Annotated in this window: 13 protein-coding genes and 2 pseudogenes; 12 read left to right on the top strand and 3 right to left on the bottom strand. The window is 65.7% G+C overall.

Annotation, left to right across the window (positions count from 1 at the left end; translation table 11 throughout):
* Nucleotides 1-106: 106 nt before the first annotated feature.
* Nucleotides 107-1,138 (top strand): alpha/beta fold hydrolase, encoded by a 1,032-nt coding sequence (locus tag ACVMDN_RS29345; protein WP_141340768.1) that lies wholly within the window; start codon nucleotides 107-109, stop codon nucleotides 1,136-1,138.
* 14 nt (nucleotides 1,139-1,152) lie between these two features.
* Nucleotides 1,153-2,103, top strand: coding sequence for a fatty acid desaturase (locus ACVMDN_RS29340; protein WP_141340750.1), 951 nt, complete (start codon nucleotides 1,153-1,155; stop codon nucleotides 2,101-2,103).
* Between the two features lie 3 nt (nucleotides 2,104-2,106).
* Here ACVMDN_RS29340 and ACVMDN_RS29335 read toward each other — a convergent pair whose 3' ends face one another.
* Entirely contained in the window at nucleotides 2,107-2,718 is a 612-nt protein-coding gene (locus ACVMDN_RS29335; RefSeq protein ID WP_057016914.1) for a TetR/AcrR family transcriptional regulator, read from the bottom strand.
* Nucleotides 2,719-2,899: 181 nt separating this feature from the next.
* Here ACVMDN_RS29335 and ACVMDN_RS29330 point away from each other — a divergent pair, with 181 nt between their 5' ends.
* The 8 genes and pseudogenes from ACVMDN_RS29330 (at nucleotide 2,900) to ACVMDN_RS29295 (ending at nucleotide 10,547) form a co-directional block, all read left to right on the top strand.
* Nucleotides 2,900-3,925: a histone deacetylase family protein gene (locus ACVMDN_RS29330; protein ID WP_076826066.1), complete on the top strand. Its 1,026-nt coding sequence runs from the start codon at nucleotides 2,900-2,902 to the stop codon at nucleotides 3,923-3,925.
* A 237-nt stretch (nucleotides 3,926-4,162) separates the two neighbouring features.
* Nucleotides 4,163-5,092, top strand: coding sequence for a Gfo/Idh/MocA family protein (locus tag ACVMDN_RS29325; protein ID WP_200844530.1), 930 nt, complete (start codon nucleotides 4,163-4,165; stop codon nucleotides 5,090-5,092).
* A 2-nt stretch (nucleotides 5,093-5,094) separates the two neighbouring features.
* Entirely contained in the window at nucleotides 5,095-6,165 is a 1,071-nt protein-coding gene (locus tag ACVMDN_RS29320) for an aldose epimerase family protein (protein WP_141340752.1), read from the top strand.
* A gap of 35 nt (nucleotides 6,166-6,200) precedes the next feature.
* Nucleotides 6,201-7,079 (top strand): SMP-30/gluconolactonase/LRE family protein, encoded by an 879-nt coding sequence (locus ACVMDN_RS29315; protein WP_141340769.1) that lies wholly within the window; start codon nucleotides 6,201-6,203, stop codon nucleotides 7,077-7,079.
* A gap of 59 nt (nucleotides 7,080-7,138) precedes the next feature.
* Nucleotides 7,139-7,867 (top strand): TetR/AcrR family transcriptional regulator, encoded by a 729-nt coding sequence (locus tag ACVMDN_RS29310; protein WP_141340753.1) that lies wholly within the window; start codon nucleotides 7,139-7,141, stop codon nucleotides 7,865-7,867.
* A 19-nt stretch (nucleotides 7,868-7,886) separates the two neighbouring features.
* Nucleotides 7,887-8,264: pseudogene (locus ACVMDN_RS29305) on the top strand (hypothetical protein); the annotation flags it as partial.
* A gap of 492 nt (nucleotides 8,265-8,756) precedes the next feature.
* Nucleotides 8,757-9,679, top strand: a pseudogene (locus ACVMDN_RS29300) (DUF1932 domain-containing protein).
* An 85-nt stretch (nucleotides 9,680-9,764) separates the two neighbouring features.
* On the top strand, nucleotides 9,765-10,547 hold the full coding sequence (locus ACVMDN_RS29295; RefSeq protein ID WP_456834804.1) for an SDR family NAD(P)-dependent oxidoreductase: 783 nt from the start codon (nucleotides 9,765-9,767) through the stop codon (nucleotides 10,545-10,547).
* A gap of 286 nt (nucleotides 10,548-10,833) precedes the next feature.
* On the opposite strand, the gene ACVMDN_RS29290 is transcribed toward ACVMDN_RS29295, so the two are convergent.
* On the bottom strand, nucleotides 10,834-11,637 hold the full coding sequence (locus tag ACVMDN_RS29290; RefSeq protein WP_253638801.1) for an enoyl-CoA hydratase: 804 nt from the start codon (nucleotides 11,635-11,637) through the stop codon (nucleotides 10,834-10,836).
* Between the two features lie 382 nt (nucleotides 11,638-12,019).
* Here ACVMDN_RS29290 and ACVMDN_RS29285 point away from each other — a divergent pair, with 382 nt between their 5' ends.
* Nucleotides 12,020-12,673, top strand: coding sequence for a PilZ domain-containing protein (locus ACVMDN_RS29285; protein WP_057016920.1), 654 nt, complete (start codon nucleotides 12,020-12,022; stop codon nucleotides 12,671-12,673).
* A gap of 21 nt (nucleotides 12,674-12,694) precedes the next feature.
* Here the strand turns inward: ACVMDN_RS29285 and ACVMDN_RS29280 are convergent, their stop codons facing one another.
* Nucleotides 12,695-13,399 carry a hypothetical protein gene (locus tag ACVMDN_RS29280; RefSeq protein WP_076826073.1) on the bottom strand — a complete coding sequence of 235 codons (705 nt, stop codon included), beginning with the start codon at nucleotides 13,397-13,399 and terminating at the stop codon, nucleotides 12,695-12,697.
* A gap of 183 nt (nucleotides 13,400-13,582) precedes the next feature.
* On the opposite strand from ACVMDN_RS29280, the gene ACVMDN_RS29275 reads away from it, so the two are divergent.
* On the top strand, nucleotides 13,583-14,203 hold the full coding sequence (locus ACVMDN_RS29275) for a class I SAM-dependent methyltransferase (protein ID WP_141340756.1): 621 nt from the start codon (nucleotides 13,583-13,585) through the stop codon (nucleotides 14,201-14,203).
* Nucleotides 14,204-14,214 lie beyond the last annotated feature (11 nt).

The raw sequence follows: 14,214 nt of genomic DNA, 5'->3' as shown, positions 1-14,214 counted from the left end.
TGTCATTCCACCTTCGCCGCTATTGCCAGGGTTTCGCATTTAGTGTACCAATAGTACAGTTATTAAGGGCGCAGCGTTGCGCCCGGCTGCTCGAGGTCGAATGCTGATGACCACGCCGCGCGACTATGAGGTGTTCGAGGCAGGCGATGTGACGCTGCAGGGCGGCGCCGTGTTTCCGCAACTGAGGCTCGCCTACAAGACCTATGGCACGCTGAATGCGGCGCGGGACAACGTCATCCTCTATCCGACGTCGTTCGCCGCACAGCACTCCGACATCGAATGGCTGGTGCAGCCGGGCGGCGCGCTCGATCCCGAGCGCTACTTCATCGTCATCGCGAATCTGTTCGGCAATGGCCTGTCTTCCTCGCCGTCGAATTCGGTCGAGGTGCTCGGCGGCGCGCCGTTTCCTGCCTTCACCTATCATGACGCGGTCGCGATCCAGCGGCGGCTGCTGGTCGAGCGGTTCGGCGTGACCAGGCTCGCGCTGGTCTATGGCTGGTCGATGGGCGGCATGCAGGCCTATCACTGGGCCGCGCGGTATCCCGACATGGTCGAGCGCGCGGCCGTGGTCTGCGGCAGCGCGCGGTGCTCGCCGTATAATCATGTGTTCCTCGAAGGTGTGAAGGCCGCGCTGACCGCCGACCCGGCCTACCGGGACGGCCGCTTCGTCAGCAAGCCCGCGGCGGGCCTTCGTGCGATGGGGCGCGTCTACGCCGGCTGGGCGATGTCGCATGAGTTCTATCGCGAGGAAGTCTGGCGCGCGGCCGGCTTCAACTCGCTGGAAGACTACCTCGCGGGATCCTGGGACGGTGCCTTCGCGCGGCGCGATGCGAATGATCTGATGGCGCAGATCGCGATCTGGCAGGCCGGCGATATCAGCCGTTGCGATCAATTCGGCGGCGACTTCGACCGGGCGCTGGCCGCGATCAAGGCGCATGTCCTGCTGATGCCGGGGCGTACCGATCGCTATTTCGACCCGCGCGACAACGAGGCTGAACTCGGCCGCCTGGTCAACGCGCGCTCGGCCGCGCTGCATGCGATTCCGTCGATCCACGGGCACCGGGCCGGCAATCCCGCCAACAACGCCGAAGACCGCGCCTTCATCAACGCCGAAATCTCGGCGCTGCTGCAACGCTGACAGGTGAGACGACCATGAGCACCGCAGAGACCAGTGACGCCGGACCCCGCCTGAAGCCGCTCAGCCCGCTGACCTTGCGCGATTTGTCGACCAAGTCGAACCTTGCCGGCGCGGTGCGCGCGGCAAGCCATTACGGGATGATCGTCATCGTCGGCGCGCTGATCTCCCTGGTCTCATCGCGCTACGGTCTGCCATGGGCGCTGCCGCTGATTGCCGTGCAGGGCTACTTCGTCGCATTCCTGTTCATGGTGGTGCATGAGACCGCGCACAAGACGGCGTTCCGCAGTCCAGCGCTCAATCTTGTCGTAGGCAATCTGTCCGCCTTCATGATCGGACTGCCCTACCAGTATTACTGCCTGTTCCACTGGGACCATCATCGCTACACGCAGGATCCGGAGAAAGACCCGGAGCTGATCGTCGGCCCCAAGCCCGCGTCGGACACCCAGCTCGCGATCGCCTATTCGGGACTGCTGCAGGTGTTGGTTCGCATCCGCCTGATGTTTTGGCATGCACTCACCGGAAAGGTGGTCGTGCCGTGGATTCCGGAGCACAAGCGCGCCCCGATCGTGCTGGAGGCGCGGCTCTATCTCGCGGGCTATCTGCTGTTGCTCGCGGCCTCGTTCGCGCTGCACAGTGCGATCCTGCTCTGGGTGTGGATCGTGCCGCTCCTGGCCGGTCAGCTCATCCTGCGCCCCTATCTCTATGCCGAGCACACCGGCTGCGAGCGGACGCGGAGCGCGTTCGAGAACACGCGCACAACGATGACCAGCAGGATCATGAAATGGTTCGCCTGGAACATGCCTTACCATGTCGAGCACCACGCCTATCCCACGGTGCCGTTCCATGCGCTGCCGAAGCTGAACGCTATCGTCGATGGCCACATCGTGTATCGCGGCAGCAGTTACCGGGCCGTCACGCGCGAGACCTGGGTCTGGTTCCGCCGTCAGCGCCAACGCTCTGCTTGATAGTCAAGCGTCCGTGCGCGGCCGCAGCACCAGATTGACGAGATTGCGGGCGTAGGCCGGCGTCAGCGGCTTGATGCCGAAGACGTAGCGGTAGAACAGGCTGCCATAGATGGCGTCATAGATATCGCCGGGGACGCCCGGCGCGCCGATGCTGCCGTCCTTCTGGCCGGCGGCGATGATCTCCAGCATCTTGCTGCGGCGCAGGCCGAGGTAACGCTCGTAGAACAGTTCTGCCGTGCTGGTCTTCGAGATGCATTCCGAGATCACGGCAAGCTGCACGCGGCCGAACTCGCCCTGCAACGCCTCGACATAGGTTGCAACGTGGCGGCGGATGCGGGCCACCGGACTGCCGGTTTCGGGCAGCGGCACGGCCCGCGAGGCCTGGTCGAGGAAGGCATCGATCAGCAAGGCTTCGCGCGACGGCCACCATTTGTAGATCGTCATCTTCGAGACGTTGGAATGCCTGGCGATCGCGTCGATGGTGGTCGCGGCGAGGCCGGTCGTCGCCATCAGTTGATAGGCGCCTTCCAGGATCGCGGCCGTGGTCGCGGCGGAACGCGGCCGCCCGCGCCGCCCCGTTGCCGCTTCCTCTGTCTGCGTCTTGCCGCTGGCCATGGCCGGACTTCGCGTCCTGCGTCTTTCAATCATTGCGCTGCATGCGGGCATAGCATGAAATCGCGCTCGGTTTCAGATCGTCGCCGTCGCTGATAGTGTACAACGCGCAGGCCAGAGCTTGCGTGCGGCACATTGCCCTCGCTCTGTCCAGCTCAGCCGCCGATCCAACAGGAGTGTCCCCGTGAAGGCCGTCTACAGTGATCTGCACCGCAGCCATGATCCGCAATTCTTCCTTGTCCGCGGTGTGGTCCAGCGTACCACCGAACAGCCCGAACGCGCCGACCGCCTGCTGGCGGGCCTGAAGGCTGGCAAGCACACGCTGATCGAGCCGACCAGGTTCGGGCAGGGGCCACGCGCGCGCGTGCACAGTCCGGAATATCTGAGCTTTCTCGCGGACGCCTGGGACGAATGGTCGGCGCTCGGCAATGCCGGACCGGAGATGATCGCGAACATCCACCCGGTGCGCAATGCCGGCACGTACCCTGCTCATATCGTCGGCAAGCTCGGCTGGCACACGATGGATACCGCGGCTCCGATCGGTCCCGGCACCTGGGCCGGTGCCTGCGCCGCGAGCGACGTGGCGGTCACCGCCGCGCAGATGGTGCTCGACGGCGAGGACGCCGTCTACGCGCTGTGCCGCCCGCCCGGTCACCACGCCTATCGCGACCTCGCCGGCGGCTTCTGCTTCCTCAACAACAGTGCGATCGCGGCCGAGCATCTGCGCCAGAAGCATGAGCGCGTCGCGATCCTCGACGTCGACGTGCATCACGGCAACGGCACGCAGGGCATCTTCTACGAGCGGCCGGATGTCTTCACCGTCTCGATCCACGCCGATCCGTCGTTCTTCTACCCCTTCGTCTGGGGCTATGCGCATGAGCGCGGCGCCGCAGGTGGCCTCGGCACCAATCTCAACATTCCCCTCGCCAAGGGCACCGGTGACGACGACTACATGAAGGCGCTCGCGGTGGCGGAGAAGGCGATCCGCTCCTTCGCCCCGACCGCGCTCGTGGTCGCGCTCGGTCTCGACGCCTCCGAGAAGGACCCGCTCGCCGGTCTCGCCGTCACCACCGACGGCTTCCGCCGTATCGGCGAGGGACTGGCCCGATTCGGACTGCCGACGGTGCTGGTGCAGGAGGGCGGCTATCTCTCCGACATCCTCGGCGCCAATCTGACGGCAGTGCTCGGCGGGTTTGAGGCCGCGCGCTAGCGCGGCTTCGGGCGAGGTGGCGACCGGTCCGCGCGAAGAAAGCCCGTCAAGGCCGGAATCCGGAGCATCGGCCTTGATTGGTCAAAGCCGATACCCCGGCCGCGAGGCGCGCAACAGAACGTCGCGGACTTGCGTGTCCGCAACCAAAATCACATCATGCCGTTGGTATTCGGCGCTGGCTTATGATTCTGCCTGGCGACTTCAGCCGGCCAGGTGGACAGCAACGCGAGGACGGCCATGAGTGACCTGCTTCGCATCGCCATCGTCGGCTATGGCGAGATCGCGTGCCGGCAGCACGTGCCTGCGATCGCGAAGACGTCAGGCGTGGCTCTCGTTGCGGTGGCCGATCCCGTCAAGACCCCGCCCGGCCTGCCGCATTTCCGTGATTTGCAGGAGTTGTTGCGCGACGGGCCGGAGATCGACGCGGTCGCGCTGTGTACGCCACCGCAGATGCGCCACGCGCAGGCCGCCGCCGCGCTCGCCTCGGGCAAGCACGTGCTGCTGGAGAAGCCGCCGGGCACGACGTTAAGCGAACTCAAGCCGCTGATCGCGGCCGCGCAGGAGGCGGGTCGGACATTGTTTGCCACATGGCATTCACGCTATGCGGGCGCGGTCGGTCCTGCGCGGCAATTGCTCGCGAGACGCACCATCAACAAGGTCACCATCATCTGGAAGGAAGACGTGCGCGTCTGGCATCCGGGTCAGGCCTGGATCTTCGAGGCGGGTGGCTTCGGCGTGTTCGATCCCGGCATCAACGCGCTGTCGATCCTGACCGAGATCCTGCCGCGTGCGGTCTTTGTCAGGAGTGCGGCGTTGGACTTTCCGTCCAATCGGGAGGCGCCGATTGCGGCAGAGATCGAACTCTCCGACGCGAGCGGCTTGCCAATCCACGCCGAATTCGATTTCCGCCAGACCGGATCGCCGAGCTGGGACATCCTGTGCGAAACCGAGGCCGGGCCTGTGACGCTGTCGAAAGGTGGAAGGCAGCTGCGCGATGGCGGCAGGCTGGTGGTCGATGCGCCAGATGAGGAATATCCCGCGCTGTACCGCCGTTTCGTCGCGCTGACCTCGGAAGGAAAATCCGATGTCGACCTCGCGCCCTTGCAGCTTGTCGCCGATAGCTTCATGTTCGGACGACGGCGCCTCGTCGAGGCGTTCGAGGACTGACAATGACATCAGCCAGCATCGGTCGCGCTCCCTTCGGCAAATTGCACGACGGCACCGTGGTCGAGCGCGTGATCTTGCGCGGCGAACACGGTTTTGAGGCCGCCATCCTTCCGTTCGGCGCCACGCTGCAGGCGCTGCTTGCGCCGGATCGTGACGGGCATTGCGACGACATCGTGCTTGGCCACGATGAACTCGACGGCTATCTCGCACAGCGCAAATTCTTCGGCGCGACGATCGGGCGCTATGCCAACCGGATCGCCGGCGCGCGTTTCGTGCTCGATGGCGAGACCGTGCAGCTCGACGCCAACAACGGTCCCAACGCGCTGCACGGCGGGGTGCAGGGCTTTGATCGCAAGCTGTGGCGGATCGTCGAACTATCGGATGATCCGGCGCCGACGCTGGTGCTGGAGCGCGAGAGCCCGCATGGCGAGGAGGGCTATCCGGGCAATCTCGCGGCGCGCGTGACCTATCGCGTGCGCAGTCCGATGGAGCTCTCGGTCACCTACGAGGCGACGACCGACCGGCCGACATGCCTCAATCTCACCAATCACAGCTTCTTCAATCTCGAGGGCGCGCGCTCGGGCATGCAGATCCTCGATCACCGGCTGACGATCGTCTCCGACCATTTCCTCGCGGTGGATGCCACGGCGATCCCGCTCCACGAACCGCCGCGGCCGGTCGACGGCACGCCGTTCGATTTCCGCAAGCCTACAGCCATCGGCGCGCGGATCAGGATGAATGACGAGCAGCTGCGGCTCGGGCGCGGCTATGACCACAATTTCTGTCTGGCCAAGGGGGCGGGCCTTTGCCTTGCTGCGCGCCTCGAGGCGCCGCACGGCGGCCGCGTGATGGAGCTGTTCACCGATCAGCCGGGACTGCAGTTCTATTCCGGCAATTTCCTCGACGGCTCGACCGCCGGCAAGGGCGATCGTGTGTACCGGCAATCCGACGCGCTCTGTCTCGAGCCGCACGCCTGGCCGGATACGCCGAACCGGCCCGACTTCCCGTCGGCGCGGCTCGATCCAGGACAGCTCTATCGGCGCAGCATCGTCTACCGCTTCTCAACCGCGTGAGTGACGCCATGACCGACCGTGCCGCCGAGCCGCTGATGGAAGAGGTACCGACATCGGTGCTGTCGGCGGAGCGTTGCCATCTCGGCGAAGGCCCGACCTATGATGCGGCGACCGACACCGCCTGGTGGTTCGATATCCGCGAGCGCCGCCTGTTCGAGCATCGATTTGCAGGTGGCCGCACCGTCATCCACGAATTGCCGAAAATGGCGAGTGCATTGGCGCGGATCGACGGCGAGCGGCAGCTGATCCTTGCCGAAGATGGACTTTATGTACGGCACGTTGCAGACGGCCGCCTGGAGCTGTTCGCTGCGCTGGAGGCCGACAATCCGCTGACGCGCTCCAACGACGCGCGTGTGCATCCGTCGGGCACGTTCTGGCTCGGCACCATGGGGCGCCATGCCGAGCAGGGTGCCGGCGCGATCTATGCGCTGCACCGGGGCCGCATCGTGCGACTCTATCCCGGGATCACCATCCCGAATGCGATCTGCTTTTCGCCCGCGGGCGACATCGGCTATTTCGCCGATACCGCAACCAACGTGCTGCATCGCGTGCCGCTCGATCCATCAACAGGACTGCCGACCGGTGAACCCATCGAATTGATCAGGCATCAAGGCAGCGGCGGCCTCGACGGCGCGATCGTCGATGCCGACGGCCTGATCTGGAACGCGCGCTGGGGTGGCGGTCGCGTCGACGTTTACGATCCCGCCGGCCGGCATCTGCGTTCGCTGCGCGTACCAGCGAGGCAATCGAGTTGCCCGGCATTCGTCGGCCGCGACTTCTCGCGCGTGCTGGTCACCTCGGCCTGGCAGGACATGGATGAGGCGCAGCGTGCGGCCGATCCCGAGCATGGCAGGACGTTCCTGCTCGAGGCCGCCGCGCGCGGTCGGGCCGAGCCTCACGTCAAACTATCCTGACGGATGGGTGCCGCGCGGCGTTGTTGACGCGACCGGATTATTTGGACGATAGTACAAATATGGTCCGCAAACCTGCCAGGTCCGACGTGAAGGCGGCCAGCGCCCGCAAGCCGAGCATGCGCGAGGCGATCCTCGCCGCGGCCGAGGAATTGTTCTCGACCTACGGCTTCAACGCCGTCTCGGTACGCGACATCGCGCACGCCGCCGGCGCCAATCCGGGCAGCGTGACCTATCATTTCAGGACCAAGGACGGCCTGCTGCTGGAAATCTATCGGCGCCATTGCGGCCCGATGAACCGCCGGCGCTCCGAGCTGTTGGCGGCGGCGCGGCGGGTGCGCGATCTGCAGGACCGGCTGGAGGCGATCGTGCGCGCCTATGTGTTGCCGGCCTTTACGTCCGGCAGCGATCTTGCCGGCGGCGGAACGCGGTTCACGCGATTGCGCGCGATCATGTCGGCCGAGGGCAATGAGGTCGTGCGCAAGATCATCGCGCAGACCTTCGACGACACCAGTCATGCCTTCATCGACGCGATTCATGAAAGCCTGCCGCATATTCCGCGTACCGATCTGGTCTGGCGCAGCCACTTCCTGCTCGGCGCGCTCTACTACACGCTGGTGACGCCGGAGCGCGTCTCGCGCCTGTCGCGCGGCAGCGCCGACGGCTCCGATGCCGGCCACGCCATCGAGGAACTGGTGCGCGCCACCGTTGCCGCGTTGCAGGCCGCGCCGCTCGACGAAGGGGCGCCCCGCAAGATCCCGGGCGCGAATCCGGGCCGAGTGGTGACCTGAACGTCCGGAGCTTGTCGCGATGGAGAAACTTCGGCTGCGCGCCGTGCTCGGCAATCATCCGCACATCCGGGCGGTGAAGAACGGTGAGCTTCGCTCCGACCTGTTCGATCTCGAGTTCACCGAATTCACGCCGACCAACGCCGCGTTCAAGCCGATGGTGCGCGAGCAGGCCTTCGACGTCTGCGAGATGGCGATCGTGACCTATCTGATGGCAAGGGCGCACGGCAAGCCGTTGGTGCTGCTGCCGGCGGCGATGGTCGGCCGCTTCCAGCACGGCCATGCGCTCTATCGCGCCGACCTCGGTACGCTTGAGCCGGCCGATCTCGAAGGCAAGCGGGTCGGCATCCGCTCGTTCACGACCACGACCGGGGCATGGATGCGCGGCATCCTTGCCAATGACCATGGCGTGAACCTCGACAGGATCAACTGGGTCACGTTCGAGGATCCACATGTTGCGGAATATGTCGACAGCACCGAGCGCGCGCCGAAAGGCAAGACAATCGTCCAGATGCTGGGGGACGGCGAGGTCGACGCCGTGCTGGGCGAGACCTCCAGCGATCCGGAGCTCAAGCCGCTGTTCGCCGATCCAGCCCGAGAGGCGTCCCTGTGGTATCAGCGGCACGGCGTGGTGCCGGTCAATCATCTGGTGGTGGTGACATCGCGGCTTGCGGCGTCGCGGCCGGACGTGGTGCGGAGCCTGTACGAGCTGCTCAAGCGCGGCAAGGCAGCGGCCGGCCCGCCCGGGCATGCCGGACCTGCTGCCGTTCGGCGTTGCGGCGAACCGCAAGCCGCTCGAATTGATGATCGACTATTGCGTCCAGCAGGCGTTGATCCGCCGGCGCGTCACGGTCGACGAGCTGTTCGACGACACGACACGGGACCTGAACTGATGACAATCTCCGGCGATCCGCGGCAATGGCAAATCGGCATGCTCGGCTATGGCGAGGTCGGTCGCATCCTTGCCGAGGATCTGCGCCAGCAGGGCGTGAGGGTTTCGGCCTACGACATCAAGCTTGACCGCGAACAGGGCGCGGCGCTGCGCGCACACGCGGCGGAGATCGGCGTCGAGCTCGCGTAATCCCATGCCGTTCTTGCGGCGCGGGCCGATTTCATCATCTCGGCGGTGACGGCGAGCCAGGCGGTGCCGGTGGCCGCGGCCTGCGCGCCCGGGATCCGGAGCGGGGTCTGGTTTCTCGATTTCAACTCGGCCTCGCCCGGCGCCAAGCAGCGCGCGGCGGCGCACATCGACGGCGCCGGTGGCCGCTATGTCGAAGGCGCGGTGATGACTTCGCTGCCGCCGTACCGGATCAGGGTGCCGCTGCTGCTCGGCGGCCAAGGCGCGCGGGAGCTGGCGCCGCTGCTGGTCGCGCTCGGTTTTGCGGCGAAGGTCGCAAGCGACGAGCTTGGCGTCTCCTCGGCAGTCAAGATGTGTCGCAGCATGATGATCAAGGGGCTGGAGGCCATGGTGATCGAGAGCTTCACCACCGCGCGCGCCTATGGCGTCGAGGATGCGGTGCTCGCCTCGCTCAAGGAGACCTTTCCGTCGATCGACTGGGAGAAGCAGGGCGCCTATTTCTTTCAGCGGGTGATCGAGCACGGCCGGCGGCGCGCCGAGGAGGTGCGCGAGGTGGCGGAGACCGTGCGCGAGGCCGGGCTGACGCCGTGGTCTGCCTCCGGCACGCCGAGCGGCAGGGCTGGATCGCCGATCTTGCCGATGAGGGCGTGTTCGGAGCCAAGGGAACGCCGGACTTCGCCCGCAGCGCCGACTGGCGTACCGAGGCCGACCGGATTCTCGCGCGCATCAAGTCGTAAGGTCTCGCCCGGAGAATCCGCCGCGTTCCCTGCCGACGCGCAATGCGCTATTGCTCCATGAACAGTTTGTTCTGGAGGCACTCCCATGAAGAATTCCGGCAAGGTCGTCGCCATCACGGGTGCGGCACGCGGCATCGGCAAGGCCTGCGCGGCGCGCTTCCTGTCCGACGGCGCCAGGGTCGTCATCTCGGATGTCGACGCTGCAGGGCTGGTCCACACCGCCCAGGAACTCGGACATATCGATCAGTTGCGGGCGGTCGAGGCCGACGTCAGCAAGCGCGCCGATGTCGATCGCATTGTCGCGACCGCGGTGAAGGAGTTCGGCCGGCTTGACGTCATGGTCAACAATGCCGGCGTCGCGCGCAACCGCGACTTCCTCGACATCAGCGAGGCCGAATTCGACGACGTGATGGGCATCAACCTCAAGGGCGCGTTCTTCGGCGTCCAGGCTGCGGCGCGCCAGATGATCGCGCAGGGCGGTGGCGGCGTCGTCGTCAACATGTCCTCGGTCAACGCGCTGCTCGCGATCCCCTCGCTCGCGACCTATGCGATGTCCAAGGGCGCGATGAAGCAGCTCACCTCGGTCGCCGCCGTGGCGCTGGCGCCGCACGGCATTCGCGTCGTGGCGGTCGGACCCGGCACGATCCTGACCGAGATGGTGGCGACGGCGATCTTCTCGTCCGAGGATGCGCGGCGCAGCGTGCTGTCGCGCACGCCGACCGGCCGCTGCGGCGAGCCGAGCGAGGTCGCTGCCGTCGTGGCATTCCTTGCCAGCGACGATGCCTCCTACATCACCGGCCAGACCATCTATCCCGACGGCGGGCGGTTGATCTTGAACTACACGGTCCCGGTCAGCGAGAAGAAGTAGGGCAGGTTCAACCGCGAGCACACTGCCAAAATATCGAAAACAACCCCATGCAAAGGAGCCGCCGGCGGCCGGCGTTCGACCAGGCGACTTGACACGTCGGGCAAATCAGCGGCACTATTCGATTATTCAGAAATCGTGCAATCGCCATCCGGTGTCATCAGCCGCGCAGCGCATGCGCATGCGAGCGATCCAGTATTCCAGAGGCGGTCGTGCTTGAGCCGATGGGCCGCGGCGTACTGGTTCGCCCGGTTGAACCGGGCGATGACCGGTGAGGATGAGGGCGCCGCTACCGGCCCTTGAACTGCGGCTTGCGCTTCTCCATGAAAGCATTGCGGCCTTCGCGGAAATCCGCGCTGTCCATGCATTCGATGCCGACCTGCTTGATCGCCGCCATGTCGCGGTCGGCGGGATCCTTCAGCACCTGCGCGATGGTGATCTTGGCGGCTTTGATCGCCAGCGGCGCGTTGCCCGAAATGGTGCGCGCGATCTCCATGGTCGCGTCCCAGAGCTCGGCGTCCGGCAGCACGCGATCGACGAGGCCGATCCGCAGCGCCTCGGCGGAATCGATCCGCATGCCCGTATACATGATCAGCCGCGCCCAGGACGGGCCGACCAGCGACACCAGATGGCGCAGCCCGTCATAGCCATAGGCGATGCCGAGCTTGGCCGCGGGAATGCCGAACTGGCCGCTGGCGCCGGAGATACGGATATCGGTCAGCATCGCGACCTGCATGCCGCCGCCGAGGCAGAAGCCGCGGATGCAGGCGATGGTCGGCTTCGGATAGTCGGCGAGCAGGGTGCGCTGGGCGGCGCTGCGCCGTGAATATTCCTCGGAGGCCTCGGCGTTGTGCCTTGTCTTCTCGAACTGGCTGATATCGGCGCCCGATACGAACGCCTTGTCGCCGGCGCCGACCAGGATCACGACGCGGACAGCCGGATCGTCGCGCAACGCCGTCAGCGCCTCGCCGAGCCCCTCCCACATCTCCAGCGACATCGCATTGCGCTTGTCGGGATTGTTGAAGGTGATGACGCCGACACCGTCGACGACGTCCTGCAGGATCTTGCCGTCGGCAAGCGATTTGTTTGACATGTTGAGCCTATGAGGGTCCGGACCGATCGAGCGAAGGCTAGCACCCGGCCGACAGCCGGGGCAGGCGGTTTGGAGCACGGCGCGATTGCATTGCCGGGCGGCAACTCTCCCGGCAGTTGTACGGTTCGCAAAATAAACCGCCGCGAAACGGTTGCGCCATGGAGTGCGCCGACGCTCCGTCCCGGTTTAACTTTTTCCTAGTTTTTCGACGGTATGGCTGTACGCACCTGCGCGCCAGGACCATTCCGCCACGCGCTGGGATGCGTGCCGCAGCTGCCCGCTACCATCGCGTCGGTAGCGGACTTCCCCACCACCGGACCGGCAGTGAAGCCGGTCAATCCCGACCTCCGTGCACTCACATCGCCTCGGGCGAGGTTCAGTCGTGTCCGTCGAAAAGTTTCTCAAGCAACGCGCGGTCAAGATCACCGTCAATGGCAGCTACACGTTGCCGAACTGGTACGATGCCCAGGGCAAATTGCGCACCTTCGCCTGCCGCACGACGCGCGTCTCGCCGTTCCGGATGATCGTGGACGTGCCCGTCGTCGGCAAGGTCGGCGACCGGCTGACTTCGTATTTCGAGGAGTTCGGCAAATTCGAGGGCTGCATCACCGACACGATGAGCGGCAGCTTCCTGCTCGAGCTCGAGATGACGCATGCCATGCGTGAGAAGTTCGCCGACAAGCTGACCTGGATCGAGAAGAAGCAAAAGGATCCGAGCATCCGCGAGGCGCGCAACAACCCGCGTTTCGTTCCCGTCGCGCCGCATGCCATGTTGACGCTGGCGGACGGCACCATGCAGAGCTGCTTCATCATCGACATGTCGCTGTCCGGCGCGGCGGTCTCCTCCGAGGCGCAGCCGCCGGTCGGCATGCCGCTTGCGATCGGCGCCTGCGTCGGGCGGGTGGTCCGGCATCTGCCGAACGGCTTCGCCATCAAGTTCGTCGAGACCTACAAGCAGAGCGAGCTGGCCCGCCTGATCTCGCGCAAATCCAAGGAATTGCAGCAAGCGTCGGCCGACGGGGACCCTGTCGCCTGACGGCCGGGATCCGCCGGCTCCCTAGGTCAGCTGTTCCGGGTCTTCGGCCGCGCGCATCCGCGAGATAGTGTGCTCGGTTGCATTTGGACCGGCCGCCGCGATCGCGATCTCCCGCGCCAAATTGGTGCATTCGGCCCACATCAGGAAGAACACCAGCGGTGGCCGTTCGCGCGCTTCCAGCAGTTGCCGGCAACGCTCGGCCGCGCCGTCGATCGCCCACCACTGTTGGGCGACCACCATGACCCTGCGGAAGCTCCGCAACGTGCCGGAAAATTTTTGCGGATCGGCGCCCACGAGCGCGCCGCAATGGTTCAGCCAGTTCAGGCCAGCGTAGATCGCAATCCCGTAGTCTTCGATCGCGGTGCCGGTGAAATCGACGACGGTCTTGTCGTGCGCGCGCTGGCGCAGGAAAGCATCGATCATCTCCGCCTGGCGGGCCGGATCGACCAGCAGCGAGATGTCCTGCCGCGGCACCATCGGGACATAGCGCATCGCTTCAAGCCGCGTGTGCTCCCAGATCGCACTGATGTCGCCGAGCAGATCGCCGGACTTGCGTTTGCAGGCCGGATAGACCAGCACGCCATTGTCGGCGAGATCGAGATAGCGCGGGACCACCTTGTCGAGCGCGGCGACAAACGCCAATGGATCGGTAAGGCCGCGCAAGTCGCTGGCGGCGTCCTCCGCTTGTGCAGGCTTGTTGCCGCGTGTCCAGCCGAAATTGGCCATCCCCGGACGCCCTGATCTCAACCCGGCTATCAGGTTAGTTGGAAAATGCGGCGAAGCAAATGCGGCATTTGCTGCTACGCCGCCGTGCGTGCCCGCCGCTGCCGGTTGACGCGAGAGACCGCCGCGCCTAGCTGATGGTTAATGGCGCAACGCAGGTTGTTGCCGCTTTCGGGACCTATCGCCATGACCGCTTCTGATCGGCAATCGCATTGGCAGACCGTCTATCTGACCAAGGGAGAGCAGCAGGTGAGCTGGTCGCAGGCCGATCCGCAGCCATCGCTGCGCCTGATCGAATCGGTTGCGCCCGGCCGCGACGCCTCGATCGTCGACGTCGGCAGCGGAGCTTCGCGACTTGTCGATGCGCTGCTGGCGAGCGGCTTTCATGATGTGACCTTGCTCGATCTCTCTGAAACGGCACTGGCGAACGCGCGGGAGCGGATCGGCGCAGCAGGTGACGAGGTGCACTGGATCGTAGGTGACGCAACGGTCTGGCAGCCGCAGCAGACCTTCGACATCTGGCACGATCGCGCGGCGTTTCACTTCCTGGTCGAGGAACCAGACCGCGCAGCTTATCTCGACCGGCTGCATCGCGGCGTCAAAGCAGGCGGGCACGCCGTGATCGGCACCTTCGCGCTGGATGGCCCGGAGAAGTGCAGCGGCCTGCCGGTGCAGCGCTATGACCCCGCGACGCTCGGCAGGACCATTGGTCCGGCATTCGAGTTGATCGCGGATGAGGCGCACCGGCACGTCACGCCCTGGGGCGCGACGCAATCGTTCCAGTTCAGTGTGTTGCGGCGCAAGTGACCGGCCAGAAG

The organism is Bradyrhizobium sp. USDA 4510, from assembly GCF_054059095.1.
The sequence above is the reverse complement of the archived record's forward strand: the minus strand, read 5'-3'. Positions and strand labels throughout refer to the sequence as shown.

Bases quoted from the DNA above. Each gene is read 5' to 3' on its own strand.
- ACVMDN_RS29340 (WP_141340750.1), top strand. From the start codon at position 1,153: ATGAGCACCGCAGAGACCAGTGACGCCGGACCCCGCCTGAAGCCGCTC.
- ACVMDN_RS29275 (WP_141340756.1), top strand. From the start codon at position 13,583: ATGACCGCTTCTGATCGGCAATCGCATTGGCAGACCGTCTATCTGACC.
- ACVMDN_RS29315 (WP_141340769.1), top strand. From the start codon at position 6,201: ATGGAAGAGGTACCGACATCGGTGCTGTCGGCGGAGCGTTGCCATCTC.
- ACVMDN_RS29335 (WP_057016914.1), bottom strand. From the start codon at position 2,718: ATGGCCAGCGGCAAGACGCAGACAGAGGAAGCGGCAACGGGGCGGCGC.
- ACVMDN_RS29325 (WP_200844530.1), top strand. From the start codon at position 4,163: ATGAGTGACCTGCTTCGCATCGCCATCGTCGGCTATGGCGAGATCGCG.
- ACVMDN_RS29320 (WP_141340752.1), top strand. From the start codon at position 5,095: ATGACATCAGCCAGCATCGGTCGCGCTCCCTTCGGCAAATTGCACGAC.
- ACVMDN_RS29345 (WP_141340768.1), top strand. From the start codon at position 107: ATGACCACGCCGCGCGACTATGAGGTGTTCGAGGCAGGCGATGTGACG.
- ACVMDN_RS29295 (WP_456834804.1), top strand. From the start codon at position 9,765: ATGAAGAATTCCGGCAAGGTCGTCGCCATCACGGGTGCGGCACGCGGC.
- ACVMDN_RS29280 (WP_076826073.1), bottom strand. From the start codon at position 13,399: ATGGCCAATTTCGGCTGGACACGCGGCAACAAGCCTGCACAAGCGGAG.
- ACVMDN_RS29310 (WP_141340753.1), top strand. From the start codon at position 7,139: ATGGTCCGCAAACCTGCCAGGTCCGACGTGAAGGCGGCCAGCGCCCGC.
- ACVMDN_RS29290 (WP_253638801.1), bottom strand. From the start codon at position 11,637: ATGTCAAACAAATCGCTTGCCGACGGCAAGATCCTGCAGGACGTCGTC.